This window comes from Cupriavidus ulmosensis (assembly GCF_977008105.1).
The window spans coordinates 3156460-3180504 of the sequence record NZ_CDRMWP010000001.1 but is presented as its reverse complement, the minus strand read 5'-3'; the positions used below and the strand labels follow the sequence as shown (position 1 = coordinate 3180504).

Here is a 24045-nt window from a genome sequence, read left to right as displayed (position 1 = left end):
GTTCATCCGCGGCACTGCCACTGCTACTTATTTCAGCAATGACTACCATCCGCCTTAAAGACAATGAGCCGTTTGAAGTCGCCATGCGTCGTTTCAAGCGCACCATCGAAAAGAACGGCTTGATCACCGAGTTGCGGGCTCGCGAGTTCTACGAAAAACCGACGGCCGAGCGCAAGCGCAAGAAGGCCGCTGCCGAGAAGCGCCACTACAAGCGCATCCGCAGCCAGATGCTGCCGAAGAAGCTGTACTGAACGCTGCTTCGTTCTTCGCATCAGAACCCGCTGTGGGCAAGGCTCCGGCGGGTTTTTGCATTGGCGCCCGCGTGGCGCCCCGCATCACTATTTCTGGAAGATAGCCATGTCCCTCAAAGCCCGTATCAGCGAAGACATGAAGGCCGCCATGCGCGCCCGCGAGTCCGAGCGCCTCGGCACCATCCGCCTGCTGCTGGCAGCCATCAAGCAACGGGAAGTGGACGAGCGCATCGAGCTCGACGACGCCGCCGTGCAGGCCGTGATCGACAAGCTGATCAAGCAGCGCAAGGACTCCATCAGCCAGTTCCAGCAGGCCGGCCGCACCGACCTCGCCGACAAGGAAAGCGCGGAAGTGGAAGTGCTCAAGGTCTACATGCCGGCAGCCCTGTCCGACGCCGAAGTGGCGGCCGAGGTGCAGAAGGCCGTGGCCGAAAGCGGCGCGGCGGGCCCGCAGGACATGGGCAAGGTCATGGCCGTGCTCAAGCCCCGCCTGGCCGGGCGCGCCGACATGACCGCGGTGTCCGGCCTGGTCAAGGCCGCGCTGGCGCCGCGCTGAGCGTACGCCGGCGCCTGCCGGTGATTGCCGGTAACGGGTGGCATGGGTTTCGCGGGCGGCCTGTGCGCCGCCCGCCGGCATGAAAGTCTGTCTTGCGCTGCTTTCGCCGGACATCGCTCACCGGAACTGCCTGCAATCCGTTGCGTCTGCACTACAATGTATTGTTAGGGACCGGGAAAGCGCAGTTCCGGTCACGCCTTCCAACACGATCATATCGCCGCCGCCCGCCCCCGACGGGCGTTCCGGCACGAGGACGACAAGCCGGGTGATTCCGCAATCCTTCATTCAGGACCTGCTCAACCGTGTCGACATTGTCGATGTGGTGGGCAAATACGTGCAGTTGAAGAAGGGCGGCGCCAACTTCATGGGGCTGTGCCCCTTCCACAACGAGAAGTCACCGTCCTTCACCGTGTCGCCGACCAAGCAGTTCTACCACTGCTTCGGGTGCGGCGCGCATGGTTCCGCCATCGGCTTCCTGATGGAGTATTCCGGGCAGTCCTACCCCGACGCCGTGCGCGAGCTGGCGCAGTCGGTCGGCCTGTCGGTGCCCGAGGAGCGCGACCGCCTGCCGCCGGCCCAGCGCGCCGAGCAGCAGGCGCGCTCGCTGGCGCTGTCCGAGGCCATGACGCGCGCCACCGATTTCTACCGCAAGCAGCTGCGCGGCGCCCCGCAGGCGGTCCAGTACCTCAAGGGCCGCGGGCTGACCGGCGAGATCGCGGCGAATTTCGGGCTCGGCTACGCGCCCGACGACTGGCAAGGCCTGGAAGCCGTGTTCGGCAGCTACCGCGACGACGCCATCGCCGGCCCGCTGGTGGAAGCCGGCCTGCTGATCGAAAGCAGCGACAAGCGCGACGCCGACGGCAAGCCGCGCCGCTACGACCGCTTCCGCGACCGCATCATGTTCCCCATCCGCAGCACCAAGGGCCAGGTCATCGGCTTCGGCGGGCGGGTGATGGGGCAGGGCGAGCCCAAGTACCTGAATTCGCCCGAAACGCCGCTGTTCAGCAAGGGCACCGAGCTGTACGGCCTGTTCGAGGCCCGCCACGCGATCCGGGAAACCGGCTACGTTCTGGTGGTCGAAGGTTATATGGACGTGGTGGCGCTGGCCCAGCTCGGCTTTGCCAACGCGGTGGCCACGCTCGGCACCGCGTGCACGGCGGTGCACGTGCAGAAGCTGCTGCGCCAGACCGACGCCGTGGTGTTCTCGTTCGACGGCGACGCCGCCGGGCGCCGCGCCGCGCGGCGCGCGCTGGAAGCGTGCCTGCCCTATATCGCGGACAACAAGACCATCCGCTTCCTGTTCCTGCCCGCCGAGCACGACCCGGACAGCTACGTGCGCGAGCAGGGCACCGATGCCTTCGCCGCGCAGGTGCGCGATGCGATGCCGCTGTCGCGCTTCCTGCTGCAGGTGGTGGCCGAAGGCCAGGACCTGCGCCAGCCCGAAGGCCGCGCGCGTGCCCAGTACGAGGCCAAGCCGCTGCTGCAGGCCATGCCGGCCGGCGGGCTGCGGCTGCAGATCGTGCGCGAGCTGGCGGACGCCACCGGCACCACGCCGGCCGAGATCGAGGCGGTCTGCGGCCTGGTCAGCGACCCGGCGCGGGTGGGCCGCTTCGCCCAGCCGCGGCCGCGCGCCAAGCGCCAGGCGCCGACCGGGCTGGAGCAGCGCGTGCTGCAGCTGCTGATGTGCTATCCGCAGTTGTCGGCCCGGCTCGACGCCGACAGCCGCGTGCTGCTGCTCGAGGACGAGCAGGCCGGCGCCGAGGTCCTGACGCACCTGGTGTCCGCCTGCGACGAACTGCGGGGCGAGGTGAACTTCGCCGCGTTCAGTGAGCACCTGGCGCAGTCGCCCCACGCCGAGGTCTACGCCAATGTGCGGGCCGCGGTACTGCGCGAGGAGATCGAGGAGGAGCCGGCGGGGCAGGAATTCGAGGCGGCCATCGCCAAGCTGCTGGCCGAGCCGCTGCGGCGCGAGCTCGACGGCCTGCAGGCGGCGGTGATCGCGGGCACGGCCGACGAGGCCGCCAAGAGCCGCATGCGCTGGCTGGTCAGCGAGATCAACCGCCGCCGGCAGCTGGGCTGAAGGCTGGCCCGGCGCGCGGCGCGAGGTGCGCCGCAGCGGGCATGGCGGTGGATTTGTGAAGCAGAGATGGAGGCTTGGCCCGGCGGTATTGAGCTTAAGCCTTGATTTTTCAGGTGAAAACCTCACCTGTTGGGAAGCCGGCTAGCTGCAACGTGCTACAATAGCCGGTTTGGATAGCGAAATCTTTCTCTCCAGTTCTGGTGAAAGTGAGCGTGCCAATGGCAAAGGCCAAAGCAACCGAAAAGGTTTCCACTAAAGCTCCCCAAGCGGGGAGCGGCAAGGCGTCCGTGAAATCAACGGCGGCTGCGAAGTCAGCCGCGTCAGTCAGGACGCCCGCCCAGCCTGTGCCAGCTAAGACCGCTCGGAGCGCCAAGGCGCCCGCAGCGAGCACTTCCTCCGGAACCCGTCTATCCGAAAATTTGAGGCCCTCGACTTCGGCACGCGAGAGCGGCAATAGCGCCAATGCAAGCGGCATGCACGCCGCATCTGTACCAGTGAAAGGCAAGAGTATCACCGTGGCGAAACAGCAGATTACCGAAGTCGAGAGCAAGCGAACGGCAGCGACCAGCGCCAAGACCGGAACGGCCAGGACGGCCGCCGCCGCGTCGGAGGCCAAGGCGCCCGCCACCACTTCCGCCCCCGTTGCATCCGAGCGTCCCGCCGCTCCGGCAGTCAAGCCGGAGCCGAAGAAGCGTGGCCGCAAGCCCAAGGCCGGCATGCAGCACGACGACAGCACCACAGACGACGTGACTGAAGAGCTTTACGAAGACGATATGCCCGCGGCAGCACCCGTTGCCACCGCGGCGCCCAAGACCGAAAAGCAGAAGGCCCGTGACCGCAAGGCCAAGGAAAAGGCCCTGCTCAAGGAATTCGCCTCGACCCAGCAGGGCACCGAGGAAGAACTGGAAGCGCGCCGCCAGAAGCTCAAGGCGCTGATCAAGCTGGGCAAGTCGCGTGGTTATCTGACCTACGCGGAAATCAACGATCACCTGCCGGACGACATGGTCGATTCGGAGACGATCGACACCCTGGTCGCCACGCTCAACGACATCGGCATCGCCGTCTACGAACAGGCGCCAGACGCGGAAACCCTGCTGCTCAACGACAACGCACCGTCGGCCACCAGCGAGGAAGAAGCCGAGGAAGAAGCCGAAGCCGCGCTGTCCACGGTGGACTCCGAGTTCGGCCGCACCACCGACCCCGTGCGCATGTACATGCGCGAAATGGGCACGGTGGAGCTGCTCACGCGCGAAGGCGAAATCGAGATCGCCAAGCGCATCGAAGCCGGCCTGAAGGACATGGTCATGGCGATCTCGGCTTGCCCGGTCACCATCTCCGAGATCCTGGCCCTGGCCGAGCGCGTCGCCAGCGACGAGATCAAGATCGACGAATTCGTCGACGGCCTGATCGACCCCAACGCCGAAGACGTGCCCGCCGCCGCCAGCGCGCCGGTCGCGGCGGCTGCGGCCGACGATGAGGACGTGGAATCGGACGACGACGAGGAATCCGACGAAGACGAGGACGACGATGCCGGCGGCCTGGCCGCCTCGGCCCGCCAGCTCGAAGAACTGAAGCAGGCCGCGCTGGAGAAATTCCGCGTGATCGCCGAGCAGTTCGACAAGATGCGCCGCTCGTTCGAGAAGGAAGGCTACAAGTCCAAGGCCTACGTCAAGGCCCAGGAAGCCATCCAGGCCGAACTGATGAGCATCCGCTTCACCGCGCGCAACGTCGAGCGCCTGTGCGACACGCTGCGCGGCCAGGTGGACGAAGTGCGCAAGCTCGAGCGTTCCATCCTCAAGATCGTGGTCGACAAGTGCGGCATGCCGCGCGCGGACTTCGTCGCCCGCTTCCCGGGCAACGAGACCAACCTCGACTGGATCCAGACCATCATCGACGACGGCAAGGGCTACAGCACCATCGTCGAGCGCAACGTGCCGGCCGTGCACGAACTGCAGCAGAAGCTGATCGACCTGCAGGCGCGCGTGGTGCTGCCGCTCAAGGAACTGAAGGACGTCAACCGCAAGATGTCCGAAGGCGAGAAGCGCGCCCGCGAAGCCAAGCGTGAAATGACCGAGGCCAACCTGCGCCTCGTGATCTCGATCGCCAAGAAGTACACCAACCGCGGCCTGCAGTTCCTCGACCTGATCCAGGAAGGCAACATCGGCCTGATGAAGGCGGTGGACAAGTTCGAATACCGTCGCGGCTACAAGTTCTCCACGTACGCCACGTGGTGGATCCGCCAGGCCATCACCCGTTCGATCGCCGATCAGGCGCGCACCATCCGCATCCCGGTGCACATGATCGAGACGATCAACAAGATGAACCGCATCTCGCGCCAGATCCTGCAGGAAACCGGCAACGAGCCGGATCCGGCAACGCTGGCCGAGAAGATGGAGATGCCAGAAGACAAGATCCGCAAGATCATGAAGATCGCCAAGGAACCGATCTCCATGGAAACGCCGATCGGCGACGACGACGACTCCCACCTGGGCGACTTCATCGAAGACACCAACACGCTGGCCCCGGCCGAGGCGGCGCTGCACGGCTCCATGCGCGACGTCGTCAAGGACGTGCTGGACTCGCTCACGCCGCGCGAAGCCAAGGTGCTGCGCATGCGCTTCGGCATCGAAATGAGCACGGACCACACGCTGGAAGAAGTCGGCAAGCAGTTCGACGTCACCCGCGAACGGATCCGCCAGATCGAAGCCAAGGCACTGCGCAAGCTGCGCCACCCAAGCCGCTCCGACAAGCTAAAGAGTTTCCTCGAAGGTAGCTGACCGGAGCGCGCCCAGCGCGCCGGTCTGACTTTCCAGGGCCTCTAGCTCATGCCTGGTTAGAGCAGCGGACTCATAATCCGTTGGTGCCGTGTTCGACTCACGGGAGGCCCACCAATAAAATCAAGGGGTTACGTCATTTTTTCTGGCGTAACCCCTTTTTATTTCTTGGCTATGTAACCCCGGTGTAAGCGTTTTTCTTCCATCGTTTCTATCGGCTTGTGGCCTTAACGGATCCACTGGCTCTCATGGGTTGCGCGTAACCAGTCCATCCGATGAGTGCGCGCTTCTTTCTATTGTGGGTTGCTTGCATCACCCTCGCGTTAAAATTCGCAGTGGTAGAAGGGCAGAGTGGGATGCGGCAACGCTCGGTCACTAGGAAGCATGTGGCAAGGAGCGACTCGCGATGGGAATATCTCTAACGATTCGTCGGCCTGTATGGCTACTGCCCTCATTTTCGACAGTATTGGAATCAAGACGAGCGGGTACATAGATGGTGCTATTGGTGTCTGGTGTGACGGATGAAGTCATCGTTAAATGGATAAGGCAGCGCTCTTGGTCCCCTTTGATCGGGGCTCTACTGATCTGCAATGTAAACCCGGAGACGTCCGCAGGGTTGCTTACAGAGGCCCGATGTGAGGACCTAACAGCCATATCGACGCCATGCAGTACGGCTTTACGGATCGTATCCCTTTGGAAAAGTCAACGGTTGTCTCCTGCCTCGGTCCCTGCGGACATATTCTTACTGTGGTGCAGGTACCGACGGATCGAAGAAGCTGACCGATTCCTTGACCGCGTACGCATCCTTGCACCAAAGTTCATCGAACGAGGCGGTGTGGACCGGTTCAAGAATCCCAACAGCTTGCGGGACGTATGGCCTGATCTGGCTAATACGGTCGATGGGGATGCATGGGGGAAACCTCGGAGCATGGAGAAGGTCGAATTGACGACATTTTTCCCATCTACCGGGATGCCTGTACTATCGGTGAATCAAGCGCCCGAAAAAAGGCCGATTGATCAGTACCCGTCTTCTTCCACAATAGCAGATGCATTTGCTGATTGTGTTTGGAGCAAAAGTGAATGGTCGGGCAAGCTCAAGGACCCAGGCAAAGGGACGTGGCTAACAAAAGCGCGGGTAGTGTCAGGCAGAGCAGGAACAGCCGGATCTCGGTGGAATCCCATCGCGATTGCCCTAGCACTTAATGAAGGTGTAAGAAGGTCACACTCGGCCGCAGGACCTGGGACAGGGCAGAGCGACGGCACCAAAAAATATGAAACTCGTCGCGTTAGGAAGCCACGACTGGCACACGTCTTTGAGAAGGCGTCACTCTCACATTGGGCGGATGAGTGGGCTGAGACCGCTAATTTGCTTGACGACTGACCGGGTAAGCTATCTGCATCGCGTGCCTGTCGCGTTTTTCAAGCCAAGCGTTACGGGCAGTCGGTAAGGAAAAATAGCGTGAGACTGCGAGAAGTGCTCGTCGTGAACGACGGCGCGAGCCTCGCCTGTCGAAGCAAATGCGGTCTTTTTTTGCTTCCTGTCGTCTCCAAAGGCGGTGACGTTCCGCGGAATTCCCCGTCAACACTGGATCACAAATGCGGTGTGCGGAATCGATAAATCACCGCAATTCAAAGTTCGATCCACGCACTCCCCGGAAGCGTGGTCTCGACGAAGCAGGATTGAGCAGCTACGAGATCCAGGGATGTGTGGCGAATTCTTGACCGCAATTTCTTGGAGCACGTAGATCATGTCTTTTAGTCAGAGCATCACGATTCCTCTGGGGCGCACCCATATTCCCACCGGACAAGCAGCGCAAGTACTGTCCATCCGTCCGCAAACCATGCGCAAGCAGTATTCCGCGCGTGGTGCGTACTGCGGCATCCGTCCCACGAAAGCTTGCAATGGGCGGTTGTACTGGAGCGTTGAAGCGCTTCAACTCCTGCTCGAGGTGGGGACAGTGAAATCCTCCGTCTGCGTGGCGCGTCCGTAGTCCGTACCGTAGATCAAAGGAGCTCAACAATGGTATCCACAACCCCATTTCAATCCCATATTCGCCAACCGTCGAATCTTTTCGCAGAGCGCGCCAATGCGCTCTTTGCGCAGTACCGTTCGTTCGCCGGTGTCGTTCGGCGGGAATACTTGAGTATCGAAGAATTGATCCGACATGGTGTCTCGCTGGATGTAATTGCTAGGGAATTGTCCGAATGCTATGGGGTTCAGGGCTCGCTGTCCGCCCTCAAGTCAGCGTTGAACCGCATCCGCCGGGCACAAGAGGGCAAGATTCACCAAGACTGGTTGAACCAGCACGCGCCGCTGCAGGACATGCCGCCGGAAGCGCGTTTTATGGGGGACCCTTATGCGAGAGCTGATGCGGGTCGTTCCGGGATATCTCCTTCCTACCCGCCGGCGTATTTCCCGGGGGGCGGGCAACCGCCCTTGCCGTATGGGCACCCTCAACAGCCGGGGGCGATGCCGGTCTATGCGCCGTCAATCTCGGTTCCTAGGTACTACCCCTCGCTGTAGGGTGGCCAATTCGGCGGCGTCTGCTAGACGTATATCTTCATCAACCCTCTATCCTATGTAGAGTTGTTCACGACTCTTCTCAGTCTGCGGCGCATCCAAGTGTTGCGCCGCCCTTTATGCCGTTTTTTACTGCGGCATTTCCGATTTCTCTCCGTCGACCAACGGTCGCGTAGGCCTTTCTCCTGTGTGGCGAGAGGCCTATGCGGCCGTTGGTCGTTGTTGTTCCGTACCTATCAAGAGCGCATGGTGTATGCTAAAGAATCCGGATGACACCCCACGTCGTATCCCCGCGATCCGGCACAGAATCTTGTTGCTATCCGTCTGACACCTTCTCGAACCTAGTGCTATCTTGATGGAATCTATCAGACTACGATGCAAACTCGTCAATGGCCTCCCGCGAATCCCGGTGAATCACGCGCTCCTCCGCTGACATCCGTTTGACCCTTAGCGCACCCAGATGTATTTCAGGTTCACGGGAGACTCCCCGTGCCTCTAAGCTGCGGTGATCGACATGGGTATCGTGCCCGGCATCCTTCAACGCACGGTTCTGGATGTTCGCCCAGGCCTCACGCAGGCCCATTACTTCTTTGTTCAGTTCGGCAGGTGATTTCCCGCCGCTGTCTTTGCGGCATCCTCCTGATGCAGGGTTTGTGGGATTGTAGCGGCGGAAATGCTGTTCGGCAGGACGCTCGATACCGTCGGGTTTTCGGTCAGAGTAGATGACATGCGCGTGAGGCTGGTCGGCGCCGTCTATCGAGCCGCGAGGGTTATGGATGGCGTACTGATAGGGCTTGCCGCGAAGCGTGGTGGCGATCAAGTCAAGTACGATCGTCTGTTGCTGCTCGACGGTCAATTCTCGCGGAAGTGCAAGGACCCATTCTCTGCACGCGGCGCCGTTGGCGCGCTCGTGTCTGTCTGCTGCCTTCCAATATGCCAAAGGGTTACCGTTTGTCCAAGCCGGCATATTACCGAAGCCAGTGGTGACGAGATCGCTGTCCTCGTCGTCGCGATGATGCCGGCTTTCGCGGGCGATGTAGTTGGCATGGTCTGTTGCTCGACCTTTCTTCTTGCTCTTGATGCTGAAGTGATAGCTCGCCATGATGCTTTGCCTGTCCTTTTTGCTGATGGTCATTGAGGCCGCGATGCGGATGCTTCGCGGCGAGTCAGCGGACAGGCAGTGTTCTGGGGCCTGCATAAGAAAGGGTAAGTGCGCTCTCTCAATCTCCTCCTAAGAGTCAGATGCTCGGAGAGTGATTTCTCTTACCTGCTATCGCTACAGTGATCGGATCCTTATCGGGAGAGCATGCTACCTGTCCATAGCATATGAGGAGAGCAAAAAAAGCACTGGAGTACATATATGCCGCCTCTTGTCAGAGGCGGCTTGAAGAGCCGACCGATCAAGCTGATCGGTGTGCCGCACATCTTTACGCGAGTAGCTGTTTGTTCTTTCATTGTGTGGTTGGCATATGCGCTAAGGCCTTCGCTATCTGGCCGATGGACCATTCCCATTGCCCAGGATATTCCTGCCGTACTAGTTGTGCGGATGGATACCAGCGACTCGACATCGTGTCGATGTGCCATCTCCAGTCTGCGGCAAACGGGAGCAGGATCCACAGCGGTTTTCCCATTGCGCCAGCAAGATGCGCAATTGCCGTGTCAATGGAGACCACCGCATCGAGCTGCTCCATGATCGCGGCTGTGTCGGCGAGGTCCGTGATCCGATCATCGAAGCGATGAATTCGGGCGGTATGGGGATGTGATTCGAGGATCGATCGATCTGGTGCGCTTACGTCTCGTTGCAACACGACCCACTCGATATCCTCTCGTGCGAATAGGGTCTTGAGTTTGGCGAGCGGCACGGCACGATTCTCGTGTGGGCGAATGTGCCCGGACCAGGCCAGCCCGATCTTGCGCTTGCCGAGGTGGCCCAGAGCGTTGCGCCATTTTTCCCTGTAGTTTTCCGGTACCCGAATGTATGGCGCGGCAGCAGGGAGAGCGTCCAGCGTGACGCCGAGGATGAGGGGCAGGCTCAGCAGTGGGCACTGCAAGTCTATCTGCGGAGGGCACTCGGATGGCCCGACAACGATGATGTCCCATTCCTGTTCCTTGGGTTTCAGTAGTGGCAGCAGAGGGGCTTGAACTTGCAGCACGATGCGCGAGGCTTTCTCCCTTGCCAAGGGTACAAAGCGAAGGAAATGTAGCGTATCGCCCAGGCCTTGCTCCGCCTGGATGAGAAGGATCTCTTCGCCAAGGGGATTTCCGTTCCACCTCGGAAATGAAGGTGCAGATGGCTGATGTGTGGCTTTGGCTCGCCATTCGTATTCCGGCAAGCCTCTCGCGAAGTCACCGGCCGACAGCCAGGCCAGCGCTCGGTTCAGATGCGCTGTAGCTAGCCCCGGCTGTAGCTTCAGGGTCTGGCTGAAGGCATTCACCGCTCGGTAGTAGTCTCCGAGCGCGAGGCGTGCGCAGCCGAGATTGAGCCATGCCGCCGGACAACGTGGATCCAGTTCGGTCGCCATCTCTAGCTGCGCGATGGCAGCGTGATAGTTTCCCATGGCGTACATCGCTGTGCCTGCCCCCAGGCGCGCAGTCAGGGACTTCGGGTCGAGTGCGAGTGCTGCCCGAAACGCTACCATCGCCTCCCGGCAACGTTCCATACTGTGCAAGGTTTCGCCGAGCCCGTTCAGCGCGGCCAGATTGCCAGGATTCAGACGTACGGCTACGCGAAAACTCTCGATGGCCTCATCGAGCCGGCCGGAGATCAAGTGGATGTTCCCAATGTGGTAATGCCCGGCTGCCAGAGTTGGCGATAGTGTCACCGCACGAGTGAAGCATGCTATGGCCAGCTCAAGTTGGCCGCAGGCCTTGTAAGTGACCCCGAGATTGAGGTGAAGGATGGCGTCCTGTGGTCGTAGCGATACGGCACGTTCGAGCAGGCTGACCGCAAGCGAATCTCTGCCGTATTGCTGGTAGAGCAGTCCAAGACAGTGCAAGGCATCGATGTGATTGGGATCGTGCGTGAGTGCAGCGACATAGTGATGCTCCGCCGTTGCCAGGTCGCCGTTGCGATGAGCCTGAAGGGCTTGTTCAAGGATGTGCATAAAGAGAAAGTCGACTGTGGTCGTGAACTGCTCCGCGAAGCGGTCGGATGCAAAAAAAGAACGGTCGTCAATCTTGCGATCGACGACCGTTCGTTGGCCACCTCATCAAGAGGAGCTGGCGCGAGGGAGGCTTACTTTGCCGACTTCGGCAAATTGGATAGCAGTGCGTTGATGTTCACGGGTGTGGTCAGCAGCGCCGGGAGACTGTTGGAGAACTGCACGGTGCGCTGCCCGTAGCCTGCGGGGAAGAGCAAGCCACTTTGCAGTTGACCTCCGCGTATTGCGAGAACCAGCTTTGCTCCCTGTCCGATTGCCCAGGGGTTATCTCCCCGGCCAGCAATGATGGCGGCATCCGTGTGCGACATGTCGAAGACCATGACGTTGGGATTCCGGCTGTAGGTCGACCACGTTGCATTGATCAACTGTTCGGTTCCCGGTGGGAGCGCACCACCAACCAAGTGGATTCGAGCGGTTCCACCGTCGGTGATCTCGATGCTACTGCCGAACAGAAATGTAGATTCCACGATATTCAAGCCCACAAGCTGTCGTATGGAAGTCAGCGGGGATGGAAGGGCTGCATCGTTGATCGGCTGATTCGGGTCATATGGCGAGCGACCCGGATCATAGGGCGGCAGATTCACGCCAATGCCAAGGCCACTGGGGCACGAATCGTTCTTCAGGTAAGGAAACTCGCAGATAGTGCTCATGCTCAAAGGCAGCACCACACGGTCTTCCGCATACGACTGGATCGCCAGATAACCCGAAGTGCCCGACGGGAAGGTAGCGGCAAGAGATGGGTAGACGGATATGTCAGGGCCAAACAGTGTACCGGATACCGCGAGCGTGGCAGGCTGGCCACTGAGGTCCGCCTGGCGTTCTTCGTATGTGATCCCGATGCCTGTGACTGGATCCTTGCCGGTAAGCGTGCGCCCGGTTTTCGTTACCGAAACGGGTACTCGCCAATCTGCCGGCGTCAGCAGGTTGGACCAGGAGCCATCCGCCTTCATGACGAACTGGGCGCGGGGTTCGATGAAGGAGGTCTGCTTGTTGTTGGGCAAGTCTTTCCAGACCGTGTCTCCAACGTCTCGGCTTTGATAGGCGGTCCGGAGCTGGCCGTCAATGAACTGCTCGATGCGCTGCGTGGGGCCGTCCAGATTGGTCATGTACGAATCCACGAAGCTGTACACGGGCGCTGCCAGAACTTGAGCGGCGTCAGCCAGCGCATATACGGGCTTGGCGGCTTGTGCATCGACATCGGCCTGCGTCACGGAAGTTACGTCGCCTTTGGCAAGGATGGCGTTCAATACGCTGCGAACCGCGGTAGCATCGGCTTTGCCGTTGGCAGCGAGCGCGGTGATCTTGTCCACGATCTGGCTGGCGGCGCCGGCGGTAGCCGTATCACCGGTGGCAACGTAGTCGGCTGCCAGATCGACGGGACCACCCAGCAGCGCCTGGACGGCTGCGATGGCCTCGGTCTCGGTCATGCCCGCTTCCATTTGCGCCACGACCATAGCCGTGAACGGGGATACGTTTTGCGACGTGGCACTGCCGGCGATAGCCGAAAGCGTGAAGCTTGCGGGGAATCGGAAGCCATCGGGACGTGAAAGATCACGGGTATCGGGTGTGACCTGGACCAGCAGGCGCTCGCCGGTCGCGTTGTCGGAATAGGGCAGGGAAAAGCCACCATTGGCATCCGTGACTCCGGTCGGTTCGCCGTTGTCGCAGGTGCCATTGGTGTTCAAGTCTAGGCAGACCTTGGCGCCGACGAGATAGCCGTCGATGGCCTTGCCGGTAATCACCGATGTATGGGGATTGGTTGGTGGGACGGAGTCGGCGGGCGTGCTAGCGCTACCGCCATCGCCACCACCGCATGCGCTCAGCATGGACGCGCAAACAGCAGCAAGGATTGTGGGTTTGAGTTTGTTCATGGGATGTCCCCGTCAAAAAGCACCTGCGCGAACAGTCGTCGCGCGGTGAAGAGTCAGCGCTCTCGCGCGGAGCAGGATGTGTTGGGTTTCTGCTTCGATGGTCAGGGCGCGGTCCTTATGGCCGTGCGGACGTTGCCTGGTAGTTGCCACGTTCGTACACCAGCGTGCGGTTGCGCATAGCAATCAACTGGAATCCAGCGTCATGCAGGAGACGCGCGGACTCGGAGATTTCCTGCCGGTTGTGCGTCTCGAAGAGGACATAGCGCGTGCGTTCCAGCGTGCGCGATCCCCCCTTCAGCGCCTCGGCACCATGTCCTTCGATATCGATCTTCAGAAGGTCAATGTGCGCGAGACCGTATGGAGCGAGGCGGGCATCGAGCGTGCCCGTCTTCACGGTCCGCGTTTGCCGGCGTCCCGTTGCGGTGACGCTGTTCTCTCCGAAAAGCGGATCATCGAAACTGATCTCCAGGCTGTCGCCCTCGGTTGCCGATAGCGCGCACGTGATCGGTTCATACCAGCTTCCCGCGCCACCGATGCGATCCTGGGTGAACGCATGGGCCTCCTGCATCATGTCGAAGCCGAAGACACGCGCCCTGTCGTTGAGGTGATGCCACCAGCGGATTGTCACGCCGATGTTGACGCCGCAATCGACGACGACAGGTGCTGCTGCGCTGCGCAAATGGTTCTCGACTTCAGGGTGCCGCAGCTCACCCTTGCCGAAGTTATCGTGAATGTTGAGCACCTCGTCGAGGGTCGACACCGTGCCGAAGACGGGCAATTCCAGAGCAAAGGGCACCGCCCGCAGGGTTCGGAACAGTGACACCAGACGGCCCTTGGGGCCGATCAATTCTTTGAGCTGTTTTTTCATTTGTGATCTGAATAGGTAATAGACCTCGCGCACAGCAGCGCAGGTCTGTGAACTCCGGGGAACACGCGGCCAAAGCACGGCGACGCAAGGTCGCCATGTCCTCGGTGCCCTCGGGAAGGGAGGGCACCGAGATGGCTCATGAACTGGTTGACGTCAAAAACGGGAGTTATTGTAGAGTAAACACTACAACAAAAGACGAATATAGAACGTCGAGGATCAGTCGCCGGGCAGGCATTCTGCCCGGCATGACTGCCTCTCGCCCGGACAAACCTCCCCGTCGCTCTGCCGCGCATGCGGCTTCCCGCGCCGTTCCTGTCTCCGCGGTACTTGGCAGGCGCATCAAGGAGTGCCGGCATGCGGCTGACAAATCCCAGGAGACGCTGGCCTTCGAGGCGCAGGTCGACCGCACCTACATCTCCGCCATCGAGCGCGGGATCGCCAATCCGTCCATCGAGACATTGGCAGACATTTGCCACGCGATCGGGATCAGCTTGGCAGCGCTTTTCGAGCCCATGACAGAGGTTCCACGTGCTCCGAGTGGGGAGCGCCGTGCGAATGCTGCGACACCACCCGAGATCAAGCGCAGCCGGCTGCGGTAGCTATGCCGTTCCGTCCGATCGCCGGATCGAGACGCAGCCCTCGATCGCGACAGGGCGCCGTCCGGTAGCGATGACGTATGTCGTCCGATCGTCGGCCTTGCCGAACTCCATCCGTCCATTGAAGGCGGCAAGCCCAGGTCCGGTCTCGGCCGGGTCTAGCAGCAGTAGGGCATGGGGCACGAAACCCCGAGCCCGCTGCCGTCCCTCCACCCCGACCACCAGTGCAGCGTGCGCTGGCGCCAGGTACTGGTTGTGCCAGCCGATGACTACCGGCCAGCCCTTGGCCAGTTCCTGCGCGCAGAAACGGAGCACCGCTGCCGATCTTCCCTCGGCCGTGACCGGTCGCAAGCCGCAGTTCAGCTCCCAAATGAAGCTCGCCAGTTCTGCCAGCGTCAGGCCATGCAGGTAATGAGGGGAGGCGCGGTCCCAGAATCTGGCCTCGGGACCGTGTGCATACCGCCAGACCTGGACCGGATCGGACAGCTTGCCGAGCAGCGCGAGTGCCATGGCGGTGCAATGCAGCGTGCTGCCGCCATCCCATCCTCCCTGTCGACTGAAGAGTGGTTTGCCAGAGGTGGCCATCGTGAGCCGCTGGCCGAGGCGCAAGGCCGGATGCAGCTTTTGGATCAGAGGGGACATCAGTAATCACTCGGTAGCAATACGGTCGTCACCGACCGATCCCATTCAGTAACGACCCAGACCATTTGCCGATTGAGCAGCAGGTAGCCGGACAGCACGCGCTGACTGGTGATGGCAGCTAGGTTGTTATGCAGGCGGTCTTCCTCGGGCACATCTCCCCAGTCACCCCGTGCGTGCCGGTTGATCAAGCCAAAGATCGATACACCGGCTTCCTGCAAGGCTTCCATTGCAGCAGGCGTTGCCAGAAGGCGGCCAAGCCGCAGGCGAGGCGGGGCCGGCGAGGGTACGAAAGGTTCCGTCATGTTGTTCTCCTGATTGAAGGCGTGAGTAGGCCTCCGGAAAGCCCGGATGCGTGCACGTCGGATGGATGGAAAGCGCCGGGCCGAAAGCCCGGCTTATGCCGTTGGGTGATGGGCGGCGAGTTGGCGGCGCAGTGCTGCCGCCCTGGCCTGGGAGCAGCGCAAGTGGCTGCGGATCTCTGCGACGGTAGGCCGAAGCTCGCCAATGGCGATGGCCCGATGCAGTCGCGAGAGATCAGTCTCGGTATCGGCGTGACTGGTGGAGGTCGGTGGGCTGACCGGGGGCAGGACGATCTGGTGACTCTCCGTGACTGCCGTCATGGCCGGCACCCGCGAGGCAAGCGTCAGGAGCCAGCCGTAGCAGGCGACGCCCTCCAGTGATCCCGCCAGGATCATCGCGCCGAGGAATTCGACGCCGGCAGGTGAGATGCCCAGCCACGCCGCCAATGCTACGATGACGGGGTCGTGACGGGCCGCGTCACGGCGGGTGGTCTCACGTTGCCTTTCCTCGTCCTGGCGGTCCTCAGCCGCTTCCCAGCGGCGAACTTCCTCTGCTTCCACCGCGAGCGCGTCCAGCGTCGCGGTCAGGCTCTCCCGTCTGGCTTGCAGGAGAGGGCAGCCCCCGTCGCAGTGCCTGGCCTGAACCGTAGCCAACGCGGTCACGACCCTGGCGCGCTCGGTGGCGATGGCCGACAGAGATCGTCCTGGCGGTGTGGCCGACGATGACTTCTCCGTGACTACGGTGGTCGAACTGGTGGACGCCATGACTGACACGCGTGCCTCCCCCGCATGCTGCTGTGACCAGAGGAAGAAGGTAGCGTGCCCGTAGCCGGCGGCCACCATGCATGCTGCCCAAAGCGCGCCGCCGACCCAACGCGTCTTTCGCCGGGCCGCCTGAGTAAGCGCCGGCAGCAGATGGGCGCTGAGGACCAGCACCCCGCCCATTGCCACCCAGGCGATGCGGTCCACCAGCCAGCCGCCGCGTTGCCAACCAGCCAGCGTCGAGAGGAAAAGCGCTGTACCCGTGCCTGCCAACGCCAAGATCAGTGCGCCAAACGAGATCGGATGCCAGCCTCGCGCGGTATCCGCGGCGCTCATGCCGGCAGCGTCGGCAGGGCCTTCTCCTGACGCTCCAGCTTTTCGCGCAACGTCGCGTTGGCCGTTGCCTCCGTCCGGCGTATGCCACGTTCCGCAGCTTGCTCGGCTTCGGGAAAGAACTCTTCCGCTACCGCAGCCTGCTCTTCCTCGCCGTCCTCGAACGCGCCATTGGCAAAACCGAGTCGGGCTGCCTCGTCCAGGGCGCCTTGGTCGAAGCCCGCCATACAGCGGCGCTCATGTATCTCGCGCGCCTCCACGATGGCCGCTTCCGGCGAGCTGCCGGCGCGCACGCCCAGGTCCACGTAGTAGATGGCCGAGCGGTAGCTTTGGGTCGTGGACTTGCCCCGCAGCTTGAGTTCCAGCGGCAGGCACGCGAGCAGCCCACCCGAAACGGCCCCGAAGTAATGCAGGCGCGCCGCCAGCGTGCGGATGGAGTTGTAGGAGGTCGTGCGGAAGATGAAGGAGCCCAGTTCGTCGTCGTCACCGATGACGACGTTCAGGCGTCCATAGGGCTTGCATCCTGCGGCCTTGCCGAAGCCACAGCCGTCCGGCGACGGACACGGAAGGGTGGCGACACCATCGTTGCCGACTCGCTTGCAGGTTTCGCCGTTACCGACGCAAACGGGTCGCCCGGTCTCCCGGTCGAAGAGGGTGTATTCGGCGCGCAGATTCAGATTCGGATCATTGAACAACATCCGCACCGGAATCGCGCGGAGCTTGCTCTGTCCCGCCTTGCGCAGCATCTCGTCCAGCGGGTGTAAAACCCAGCCATCGCGATTCTGCACCTGGCTGGTCAACGTGAACTGGTCGTCTTTCTCCGGCAGTCGCTTGCCGTTCTTTTCCACGACGCGACCGATGGAAATCCGCCCGATGACAGGCGGCGTAATGGTCAAGCCTTTGAGCATGAAGTTTCTCCTTGAGCATGAATCAGGAACCGGCGTGAACCGGCTTTGGTGGTGGCGTATGTCGCCTGGAATTCGGGGTGCTCGGCCAGCAGCCGCTTCAGATCGAAGCTGGTGCCGTCCTTGCTGCGTTTGAAGCTCACTTCGCCGGTCTCGAAGCGCGCGCGCGAGGCGTCGCCCATGGCCTGCTGGATCGTCTGCTTGAGGTGGGCTTCCAGCGTTTCGCGCGTGGCAATCTCGGCGCGCAACGTCACCAGATCGGCAAAAACCGCACTTAACGGCCTGTCTTCGCTGAAGTCCACGGTCTGGCCGTTGTCTAGCGGAAACAGGCAGCGCAGGGCGGCGTCCGCCGACGCGGAGCCATCGGCCGGTGGTGGGGTATCGCTTTGCACGTACTGCCAGAATCTCGCTTCCAGTTCGATGAGACGGGTAATGAGGGCGTCGTCCCGTTCGATCCGGTAGACGGTCAATGCCTGGCCGCACAGCAGGACGGCAACATCCGCCGCCTGCTTGCCGGTGACCGCGAGTTGATGCTGGACCTGCAACTGCACGTATTCGGGCACGCCATCCCGCCACAGCCGTGCGCCGAACTCGCCCGCCGTCTTGCATTCGAGAATCTGCACGTCCGGTACCCCGACGATCTCTCGATCGAGGTTGGCCAGCATGAAGGGCACGGATGCATGGCGCAGGATGGCATTGACCTTGCGCACCCGGCGACCCGTTTGCTGGGTGTAGGCGGCGGCCACGATGGGTTCGAGCAGCGTGCCCCAGTAGACGGGCTCCGTGGTGTCCTGTGGATCGGGTTTTGCCAGGCCGGCATCGCGCCCGGTTTTTTCGAGCCACAGTTCCAGTTGGCTCTGGTAGGGATTCAGTCCAACTGCGGCAGCCGCATCCGAGCCGCCGATGCCGGTTCTGCGCGCGGCGAGCCAATCATCTCGGCTCAGGCCCTTGGTATCGACCAGGCGCAGCGCGGGCCTGCCATTGGCGGATTTCGTTTGTTGGTTGGGGTGAGACATCTTTGCCTCCTTGAAATGAATAAGCCCGGTGTGCGATATGCACACCGGGCCTGGACTGATGAATGAAGGACTGCACAGTGCACGTGGTCAGTGCGCCAGCCGCAGGGCTTCCTCCCACGCGCGTTGCTTGATGACGGCACCTTGACCAAACCACGCTGCGTCGCGGCGGTGGTCGTCGCTGCGGGCACGGCGATGGTGGTCGACGAATTCCGTGATGCTGTTGAGCAGACCCCACGCGGTCCCGGCCGCGGAGGGAAGCTGCGCACCTTTGCCGCTACCCGCGTAGAGTTCCTGCACCGCCTTGACGGCGCGATCGTTGACGGCAGTGGTCGCCCGCTCGGCCGGGTTGGCGGTGGGGTAGGTCAGCACGCGGCGGAAGAAGGTTTCGACTGCATCGTCACTGACACGGCATTCGGACAGCGCCTTCATGCGAGCCATGAAACCATCCCAGGATGAGATGGCAATCCCGAGCTGGCGCTTGACGGCTTGCGCATCGAATTGGCTGCGGTGGGGTACCTTGACGGCACCCGCGCCGTCGCCCAGCGCGATGGACAAGGTGTTGTTGCAGACGACGCGCACGGACGTGAATTGCGCGGTGGTGGCAAGGGTCCCGTCACAGGCTGTCGCCAACAGCAGATAGCCGTTGACCTTGTCGCGACCCTTCAGCGTGGCGCTCTGCCCGGTGCGGGCGAGAGCCCAGAGCTTGCGGCCTTCCTTCAGCACGCCGGCCGTTTCCAGCTCGAAGCCACCGACCTCGGTGAGATCCCGATAGAACTCGAGAATCTCCGAGGGCTGGACGACCTGGTAGCGGCTGGAGACGACGGAGAGCGGCGCCTTGGTGTCCGAGCGGTAGAGGACCTTCTGTTCGGGAAAGGCGTGAATGGAGCCCAGGCCGGCGCTCCCGGACACGAAGCGAACTTCGGACTCCTCGATGCGCCAGTTCATGCCGGCGCGCTCGGCCCAGACCTCGAGCGGCTGGTTCGCGGTCAACTTGTTGCCCAGACCATGCCAGGGCGTTGCGTTGACGTAGGCCATCGTTTGTACGAGATGCATGATAAGAATCCTTTAGAGAGAAAAATGCAAAAAGCCCGGCACAAGACCGGGCTTCGGAGTGGGTTGACGTGGACGCGGTAAAGGGTGATCAGGCGTCTCGGAATTCGATCTCGTTGGCGCCCCGTGTCTCGAGGTTCTGGTCGACATAGATGGGCTGGTCGTTGCAGGGATCGGTTTCCGTCCTTTGGCCGTTCCACCAGACTTCGGTGTTGCCGGAATAGACAGGTTGGTCATGGCGGTCGAAACCGGCCACGCAGGCGCAGCCCGGGATCTGTTCGAGGGTGCCAACGATGCGCAGGTCGGTGCCTTTCACATAGGCTTGCTTCAGGGGTAGGACATGTTCGACGCCGTCATGCGTTGGAGCGAGGGATGGGGTAGCCGCGGTCATGGTGGTAGGGCACAAAGGCATAAAGCCCGGCAACGGGGCCGGGCTCTACCTAAGATCAAGAGAGTCAATGCAGTCGACGTGGTGTCACGCTGAACGAGCTACTCGCGCTTGCGCGCGCTGAAGACATGCTGACAATCAAGGCAATGGAAGTTGTCGAGGACGGCATCGTCGATCGCTTCGCCGATCCGCGCGCCGGTGACACAGCCCGTGGCGCCGCCCACGAGTCCTCCGATGATGGCTCCGGCAATCGTGCCGAAGGGGCCACCAGCCGAGCCGACAAGGGCTCCAGCCTCCGCGCCGCCGATTGCGGCTGACGTGCCGCCCACGGCGCCGGCAATGCCGCCGATGATGCCAGCGCCCTTGCGAGCGTAGTCGCGTGTTTCGATCCGGGTGGAATTGCAGCGAGGGCAGGGCGGCGTCATGGCGTGTGCCCCGGGAGCGTGTAGGCCGGGCGCGCTGCTGCAGCGCTGTCCGTGAGTCGGCAGCGCGGCACAGCTTTCGTGCGGTTGATGAAATTATCGAGGCGAGCGTGTCTGCTGGTCTCGAGGATGGCGATGACCAGAAGCGGTCGGAAAAGTCGTTGGATGGGTGTCACGCTGACTCCATGAAGAGAGAACTCGATGGATGAGCCGTCCCACGGCAATACCGGGGCGGGTTCGTGTCAGTGATATGAGATTGAAAATTTTTGGGATCTTTGCGCAAGAGCGCCAACCCCAGGCGGCACGCGTGAATTGCGATATGCCGCAGACAGGCGCGGAAACCATGCCGTGCTCGGCACGGAAAGCGACATGATGTCTCACAGTTCCGCCGCAACGGGCACGCCATCCGGCAGGTACCCTACCTATCCTTCTTGCTCCAGGCTAGCGAAACTGCAGCGGAAAGAACAGGCTGATGCCGGGGGCCGGCTGCGGGACATAGGCAACGGGCGGTGGCGCGTAGACGTAGCCGTTGCCATAGCCATGATGGTAGCCACGGTGCTCGTCGCCACGATATCCTTGGTGGTTCGCCGCGTGCCGATATCCGTGATTCTCGCCGCGCCCCTGTGGCCCGGTGTGGTGGTCTTCGGCGCCGGAGGCCTGCGCTATCGAGAGTCCGAAAATGGCTACGGCCAAGCCCAATGCCGCAGTAAGCTTCACTATTGTCGGGCGCGTCCAACCGGACTGCGTTGCTGAGAGTTTCACAATAATCTCCTGTCATTGATCAATGGCCGGGCTGTGCGACACGCTTCGCACGCGCGATGACCGCGATGACCGTCTCGGCCCGGCAATCAGTTCTTTCTCGATACATGCTGCCGGTCCCGGAAGATCAGGTCGGCGTTTCTCTTCTGGACGTCCGACATGCTGTTGTACAGTTCCCGGAACACGGGCGTGAGCTTCCTGATGCCATCCGCATGCGCATCAGCTATTTCTCCATAGGACTTCAGGTCACCGACCGCTGTCATGCTGCCCGCTCCATCGGCGCGCACCAGCCGCAGCGAATCCATCTTGCTCGCGTTGTCTCGCATTACCTGTGCGACTTTCTGCCACTGGACTTCCTGGGAGCGCGTAATCTGGAGCTTGGTATGCAGGTCGCTGATATGCGTGTCGACGCTGTCGTGCCGGGCGATCCTCAGCACATGCGCAGAGCCGTGGGCGTCCGTGGCGGTAATGGCTCCGACCGGACCGGCTAGTGCAAGCACGGAAAGAAACGCAACAGAGGGCAGGACGAATGTGGTCGTCGACTGGAATGAGCGGATAGTGAGCTTCATGGATGATCTCCGTAACAGTTCTATGATTTCGCCGCGCCCTTCCCGGGTTGACGGTGTGATTGCATACCACTTGTATGCGGAACGCTGGCCAGTGTCTGTCCGGCACCGGACAGGGAACGGAGTGTCGCCGCGGGAGAGTGCCCGCTGCGCTGCCTGGCGCCTTTGTTTGTCGATCCCCTGCTGGGCGCGATATTCATCGTGCCGGTTATCCAGAGACGGGTGGATTACGCGGGACATTTGGGCACTCAAGAATCCGGCGATCCTGGCGCCGCTCGGTAGGGCTGGCTGATCTGTGTTGCACATCTGGTCAAGTAGGCGGGAAGGGGACGCCGCCGTAACTGGCTGATTCGATCCCTCCAACCCCGCACCGCCTGACCTAATGGACTCCTCGGTGAGGACGTAGCCGCCGAGCGTGATCAGCGCCGACTGATTCCCCGCTGAATTGCGGGCGGGCGTGTACTACCGGCGGTGAGTGACCAGTCAGTGTCATCACGCGAGGTGCTGATCTGTTCATGGGTGTTCGCGGCCGCGCTGGGAGCAGCCGGATCACTCGCGGGGAACGTCATTTCTAGCGATTCGTCTATGGCTTTCTGGTAGGTCTGGCCTTGAACCGTCGCTGGAAATTCTGCCGGAGCTGGCTGGCGGTTGCGCACCGAGGATTTGGTCTTTTGCATGATAGCTCCTGTCTGAATGGATTTTGATACTGATCATGGATACTGGCGTCGATCCGCCGGCAAGTCGGTACGATGGTGGACACAGATGCTTCTTTTCGGCATTTGTTTTCCGCATGGCCATATCCAGTGGTCCGCCTTGTGTTTCCGTACGCTGTCGTACCGCATTTCCGCGGCCTCTGCCATACGCTTGGCTCACATAGGGACACTGGAGACCAAAATGCTAAGGCGAAATTTCATTCTGATTGCGACCGGATCGGTAGCGGCAATCGGCATCACCCTGCCGGGGTGCACAACGACGGGGACAGCTTCCGGCGGTAGCCAGACGGCGGACCGACGCATGATCGACACCGGCGTCGACTCGACCCTCACGCGCCTCTACAGCGTTGCCAACGGCTCGCATGAGTTGGTTGGCAAGTCTCGCGGCGTGCTGGTATTTCCTTCCGTGATCGCGGCCGGGTTCTGGTTTGGCGGTCAATACGGGGAGGGCGCCTTGCGGGTTGGCGGCAGCACCGTGGGTTACTACAGTACCGCTACTGCCTCGTTCGGGCCGCAGATCGGAGCTCAGTCGAAGGCGCTTGTTTTCCTGTTCATGACACCTGACTCCCTGGAGCGGTTCAGGAGCAGCGAGGGCTGGGCTGTGGGCGGCGATGCATCCGTCGCGGTGTTGAAGGTGGGCGCAAACGGCAATATCGATAGCAATACGGCTACCGCGCCGGTTACGGCATTCGTTCTGACCAACAGCGGGCTTATGGCCGGCGTCACGCTGGAGGGCACGAAGGTGACGCGGCTCAAGACCGTCTAGTCCGTAGGGACGGCATGCGTTCCGGGCTGTTGCGCCATCTGAAGGCTTTGGCCCATGACATACGCGGACGAATCGCCCCGGACGGGAGTCGCCAGCAAGTCGGTGCCGATGACGCCCGCACTGAACAGCAGGAACGCCGACTCGTCGGCGATCTGGCTGCTTGTTAGGATGGCTGAATATCGGTCCCCTATGCCGGTCCTGGCTTTCCATTTCTCTTGCGAGAACCAGCATGACTTAGCGATTTTCCAGAATTTAAGCTGCAGGCTATCGTCGCCGTTTTGCATGAAGTTTTCTTATCGCCCCGGATAGGGGGGTGCTTTCCTTGCTGCAGGACTCTCTCCCACGGCCCGCGGCCCCGCGCCGGCCGCCCTGGCGCGGGCACCGGCATGCCTGAGCTCAGTGGACTTCAGCGCGGGACGATGACCACGGTACCGTCTGTCGCCACGCCTCGGGCGCCCGGACTACCGGCGTTACCCCTTGCTCCCGTGCTGCCAGTAGCACCTGTGTTGCCTGTCGCACCCGTGTACCCCGTGGCGCCGGTATCGCCTGTGGCGCCGGTGTATCCGGTTGCGCCGGTATCGCCTGTCGCGCCTACGTATCCAGTATTACCCGTGTTGCCCGTTGCACCTTGTGGTCCGGCCGGGCCTGTGCATGCTATGACGGCGAAGGTCATCAATGTTGCGACAATTAGTTGTGAATATTTCATGACGGTTCCTTACGTTGCTGACTTGAACCACTCGCAGGAT

At 61.8% G+C, this 24045-nt stretch carries 24 protein-coding genes and 1 tRNA gene; 8 read left to right on the top strand and 17 right to left on the bottom strand.

Features of this window, described 5'->3' with window-relative positions; all coding sequences use genetic code 11:
- Nucleotides 1-38 precede the first annotated feature (38 nt).
- From rpsU to dnaG, 3 genes are all read left to right on the top strand, one after another.
- Nucleotides 39-251: a 30S ribosomal protein S21 gene (rpsU, locus tag ACWTPI_RS14675; protein WP_017226050.1), complete on the top strand. Its 213-nt coding sequence runs from the start codon at nucleotides 39-41 to the stop codon at nucleotides 249-251.
- A gap of 106 nt (nucleotides 252-357) precedes the next feature.
- Nucleotides 358-807, top strand: coding sequence for a GatB/YqeY domain-containing protein (locus ACWTPI_RS14670; protein ID WP_020200878.1), 450 nt, complete (start codon nucleotides 358-360; stop codon nucleotides 805-807).
- A 265-nt stretch (nucleotides 808-1072) separates the two neighbouring features.
- Nucleotides 1073-2887, top strand: a complete 1815-nt coding sequence (gene dnaG / locus ACWTPI_RS14665) for a DNA primase (protein WP_059411304.1) — start codon at nucleotides 1073-1075, stop codon at nucleotides 2885-2887.
- A 109-nt stretch (nucleotides 2888-2996) separates the two neighbouring features.
- On the opposite strand, the gene ACWTPI_RS14660 is transcribed toward dnaG, so the two are convergent.
- Nucleotides 2997-3362: a hypothetical protein gene (locus ACWTPI_RS14660; protein WP_029043164.1), complete on the bottom strand. Its 366-nt coding sequence runs from the start codon at nucleotides 3360-3362 to the stop codon at nucleotides 2997-2999.
- On the opposite strand from ACWTPI_RS14660, the gene rpoD reads away from it, so the two are divergent.
- The 3 genes from rpoD to ACWTPI_RS14645 all read left to right on the top strand — a co-directional run bounded on the left by rpoD (nucleotide 3361) and on the right by ACWTPI_RS14645 (nucleotide 8185).
- Nucleotides 3361-5664, top strand: coding sequence for an RNA polymerase sigma factor RpoD (gene rpoD, locus ACWTPI_RS14655; RefSeq protein ID WP_231401529.1), 2304 nt, complete (start codon nucleotides 3361-3363; stop codon nucleotides 5662-5664). The genes ACWTPI_RS14660 and rpoD overlap by 2 nt on opposite strands.
- Before the next feature lie 35 nt (nucleotides 5665-5699).
- A tRNA-Ile gene (locus ACWTPI_RS14650) sits at nucleotides 5700-5778 on the top strand.
- 1903 nt (nucleotides 5779-7681) lie between these two features.
- Nucleotides 7682-8185 (top strand): hypothetical protein, encoded by a 504-nt coding sequence (locus ACWTPI_RS14645; protein ID WP_454732003.1) that lies wholly within the window; start codon nucleotides 7682-7684, stop codon nucleotides 8183-8185.
- Between the two features lie 367 nt (nucleotides 8186-8552).
- Here the strand turns inward: ACWTPI_RS14645 and ACWTPI_RS14640 are convergent, their stop codons facing one another.
- The 4 genes from ACWTPI_RS14640 to ACWTPI_RS14625 form a co-directional block, all read right to left on the bottom strand.
- Nucleotides 8553-9317: a MobA/MobL family protein gene (locus tag ACWTPI_RS14640; RefSeq protein ID WP_454732002.1), complete on the bottom strand. Its 765-nt coding sequence runs from the start codon at nucleotides 9315-9317 to the stop codon at nucleotides 8553-8555.
- 316 nt (nucleotides 9318-9633) lie between these two features.
- On the bottom strand, nucleotides 9634-11286 hold the full coding sequence (locus ACWTPI_RS14635) for a tetratricopeptide repeat protein (RefSeq protein ID WP_454732001.1): 1653 nt from the start codon (nucleotides 11284-11286) through the stop codon (nucleotides 9634-9636).
- 131 nt (nucleotides 11287-11417) lie between these two features.
- Nucleotides 11418-13214 (bottom strand): hypothetical protein, encoded by a 1797-nt coding sequence (locus ACWTPI_RS14630; protein WP_454732000.1) that lies wholly within the window; start codon nucleotides 13212-13214, stop codon nucleotides 11418-11420.
- Between the two features lie 115 nt (nucleotides 13215-13329).
- On the bottom strand, nucleotides 13330-14082 hold the full coding sequence (locus ACWTPI_RS14625; RefSeq protein WP_454731999.1) for an FkbM family methyltransferase: 753 nt from the start codon (nucleotides 14080-14082) through the stop codon (nucleotides 13330-13332).
- 233 nt (nucleotides 14083-14315) lie between these two features.
- Here ACWTPI_RS14625 and ACWTPI_RS14620 point away from each other — a divergent pair, with 233 nt between their 5' ends.
- Nucleotides 14316-14681, top strand: a complete 366-nt coding sequence (locus ACWTPI_RS14620; RefSeq protein WP_454732484.1) for a helix-turn-helix domain-containing protein — start codon at nucleotides 14316-14318, stop codon at nucleotides 14679-14681.
- Here the strand turns inward: ACWTPI_RS14620 and ACWTPI_RS14615 are convergent, their stop codons facing one another.
- The 11 genes from ACWTPI_RS14615 to ACWTPI_RS14565 form a co-directional block, all read right to left on the bottom strand.
- A complete protein-coding gene (locus tag ACWTPI_RS14615; RefSeq protein WP_454731998.1) occupies nucleotides 14682-15320 on the bottom strand; it encodes a hypothetical protein in 639 nt (212 codons plus the stop codon).
- Nucleotides 15320-15622: a plasmid related protein gene (locus tag ACWTPI_RS14610; protein ID WP_454731997.1), complete on the bottom strand. Its 303-nt coding sequence runs from the start codon at nucleotides 15620-15622 to the stop codon at nucleotides 15320-15322. The genes ACWTPI_RS14615 and ACWTPI_RS14610 overlap by 1 nt, the downstream gene beginning before the upstream one ends.
- Before the next feature lie 93 nt (nucleotides 15623-15715).
- Nucleotides 15716-16717, bottom strand: coding sequence for a hypothetical protein (locus ACWTPI_RS14605; protein ID WP_454731996.1), 1002 nt, complete (start codon nucleotides 16715-16717; stop codon nucleotides 15716-15718).
- Nucleotides 16714-17622: a recombination directionality factor gene (locus ACWTPI_RS14600; RefSeq protein WP_454731995.1), complete on the bottom strand. Its 909-nt coding sequence runs from the start codon at nucleotides 17620-17622 to the stop codon at nucleotides 16714-16716. Before ACWTPI_RS14600 ends, ACWTPI_RS14605 begins: the two co-directional genes overlap by 4 nt.
- Nucleotides 17607-18635: a YqaJ viral recombinase family nuclease gene (locus tag ACWTPI_RS14595; protein ID WP_454731994.1), complete on the bottom strand. Its 1029-nt coding sequence runs from the start codon at nucleotides 18633-18635 to the stop codon at nucleotides 17607-17609. The genes ACWTPI_RS14600 and ACWTPI_RS14595 overlap by 16 nt, the downstream gene beginning before the upstream one ends.
- Nucleotides 18636-18722: 87 nt before the next feature.
- Nucleotides 18723-19688, bottom strand: a complete 966-nt coding sequence (locus ACWTPI_RS14590; protein ID WP_454731993.1) for a DUF932 domain-containing protein — start codon at nucleotides 19686-19688, stop codon at nucleotides 18723-18725.
- Between the two features lie 88 nt (nucleotides 19689-19776).
- Nucleotides 19777-20001: a hypothetical protein gene (locus ACWTPI_RS14585; RefSeq protein ID WP_454731992.1), complete on the bottom strand. Its 225-nt coding sequence runs from the start codon at nucleotides 19999-20001 to the stop codon at nucleotides 19777-19779.
- A 173-nt stretch (nucleotides 20002-20174) separates the two neighbouring features.
- Nucleotides 20175-20498, bottom strand: coding sequence for a hypothetical protein (locus ACWTPI_RS14580; protein WP_454731991.1), 324 nt, complete (start codon nucleotides 20496-20498; stop codon nucleotides 20175-20177).
- 438 nt (nucleotides 20499-20936) lie between these two features.
- A complete protein-coding gene (locus ACWTPI_RS14575; protein ID WP_454731990.1) occupies nucleotides 20937-21257 on the bottom strand; it encodes a hypothetical protein in 321 nt (106 codons plus the stop codon).
- 86 nt (nucleotides 21258-21343) lie between these two features.
- Nucleotides 21344-21823 carry a Spy/CpxP family protein refolding chaperone gene (locus tag ACWTPI_RS14570; RefSeq protein WP_454731989.1) on the bottom strand — a complete coding sequence of 160 codons (480 nt, stop codon included), beginning with the start codon at nucleotides 21821-21823 and terminating at the stop codon, nucleotides 21344-21346.
- Between the two features lie 416 nt (nucleotides 21824-22239).
- Complete coding sequence (locus ACWTPI_RS14565; RefSeq protein WP_454731988.1) at nucleotides 22240-22497, bottom strand: hypothetical protein; 258 nt, start codon at nucleotides 22495-22497, stop codon at nucleotides 22240-22242.
- Between the two features lie 217 nt (nucleotides 22498-22714).
- On the opposite strand from ACWTPI_RS14565, the gene ACWTPI_RS14560 reads away from it, so the two are divergent.
- Nucleotides 22715-23299, top strand: coding sequence for a BPSL1445 family SYLF domain-containing lipoprotein (locus ACWTPI_RS14560; protein WP_454732483.1), 585 nt, complete (start codon nucleotides 22715-22717; stop codon nucleotides 23297-23299).
- Here the strand turns inward: ACWTPI_RS14560 and ACWTPI_RS14555 are convergent.
- A complete protein-coding gene (locus ACWTPI_RS14555; RefSeq protein WP_454731987.1) occupies nucleotides 23296-23583 on the bottom strand; it encodes a hypothetical protein in 288 nt (95 codons plus the stop codon). The two genes, ACWTPI_RS14560 and ACWTPI_RS14555, sit on opposite strands and share 4 nt — an antisense overlap.
- Nucleotides 23584-24045: the final 462 nt, after the last annotated feature.

What these genes read in the sequence shown, in the direction of transcription:
- rpsU (WP_017226050.1), top strand. Translation starts at nt 39, where the DNA reads ATGACTACCATCCGCCTTAAAGACAATGAGCCGTTTGAAGTCGCCATG.
- ACWTPI_RS14670 (WP_020200878.1), top strand. Translation starts at nt 358, where the DNA reads ATGTCCCTCAAAGCCCGTATCAGCGAAGACATGAAGGCCGCCATGCGC.
- rpoD (WP_231401529.1), top strand. Translation starts at nt 3,361, where the DNA reads ATGCACGCCGCATCTGTACCAGTGAAAGGCAAGAGTATCACCGTGGCG.
- ACWTPI_RS14660 (WP_029043164.1), bottom strand. Translation starts at nt 3,362, where the DNA reads ATGCCGCTTGCATTGGCGCTATTGCCGCTCTCGCGTGCCGAAGTCGAG.
- ACWTPI_RS14645 (WP_454732003.1), top strand. Translation starts at nt 7,682, where the DNA reads ATGGTATCCACAACCCCATTTCAATCCCATATTCGCCAACCGTCGAAT.
- ACWTPI_RS14640 (WP_454732002.1), bottom strand. Translation starts at nt 9,317, where the DNA reads ATGACCATCAGCAAAAAGGACAGGCAAAGCATCATGGCGAGCTATCAC.
- ACWTPI_RS14635 (WP_454732001.1), bottom strand. Translation starts at nt 11,286, where the DNA reads ATGCACATCCTTGAACAAGCCCTTCAGGCTCATCGCAACGGCGACCTG.
- ACWTPI_RS14630 (WP_454732000.1), bottom strand. Translation starts at nt 13,214, where the DNA reads ATGAACAAACTCAAACCCACAATCCTTGCTGCTGTTTGCGCGTCCATG.
- ACWTPI_RS14625 (WP_454731999.1), bottom strand. Translation starts at nt 14,082, where the DNA reads ATGAAAAAACAGCTCAAAGAATTGATCGGCCCCAAGGGCCGTCTGGTG.
- ACWTPI_RS14615 (WP_454731998.1), bottom strand. Translation starts at nt 15,320, where the DNA reads ATGTCCCCTCTGATCCAAAAGCTGCATCCGGCCTTGCGCCTCGGCCAG.
- ACWTPI_RS14610 (WP_454731997.1), bottom strand. Translation starts at nt 15,622, where the DNA reads ATGACGGAACCTTTCGTACCCTCGCCGGCCCCGCCTCGCCTGCGGCTT.
- ACWTPI_RS14605 (WP_454731996.1), bottom strand. Translation starts at nt 16,717, where the DNA reads ATGAGCGCCGCGGATACCGCGCGAGGCTGGCATCCGATCTCGTTTGGC.
- ACWTPI_RS14600 (WP_454731995.1), bottom strand. Translation starts at nt 17,622, where the DNA reads ATGCTCAAAGGCTTGACCATTACGCCGCCTGTCATCGGGCGGATTTCC.
- ACWTPI_RS14595 (WP_454731994.1), bottom strand. Translation starts at nt 18,635, where the DNA reads ATGTCTCACCCCAACCAACAAACGAAATCCGCCAATGGCAGGCCCGCG.
- ACWTPI_RS14590 (WP_454731993.1), bottom strand. Translation starts at nt 19,688, where the DNA reads ATGCATCTCGTACAAACGATGGCCTACGTCAACGCAACGCCCTGGCAT.
- ACWTPI_RS14580 (WP_454731991.1), bottom strand. Translation starts at nt 20,498, where the DNA reads ATGACGCCGCCCTGCCCTCGCTGCAATTCCACCCGGATCGAAACACGC.
- ACWTPI_RS14570 (WP_454731989.1), bottom strand. Translation starts at nt 21,823, where the DNA reads ATGAAGCTCACTATCCGCTCATTCCAGTCGACGACCACATTCGTCCTG.
- ACWTPI_RS14565 (WP_454731988.1), bottom strand. Translation starts at nt 22,497, where the DNA reads ATGCAAAAGACCAAATCCTCGGTGCGCAACCGCCAGCCAGCTCCGGCA.
- ACWTPI_RS14560 (WP_454732483.1), top strand. Translation starts at nt 22,715, where the DNA reads ATGCTAAGGCGAAATTTCATTCTGATTGCGACCGGATCGGTAGCGGCA.
- ACWTPI_RS14555 (WP_454731987.1), bottom strand. Translation starts at nt 23,583, where the DNA reads ATGCAAAACGGCGACGATAGCCTGCAGCTTAAATTCTGGAAAATCGCT.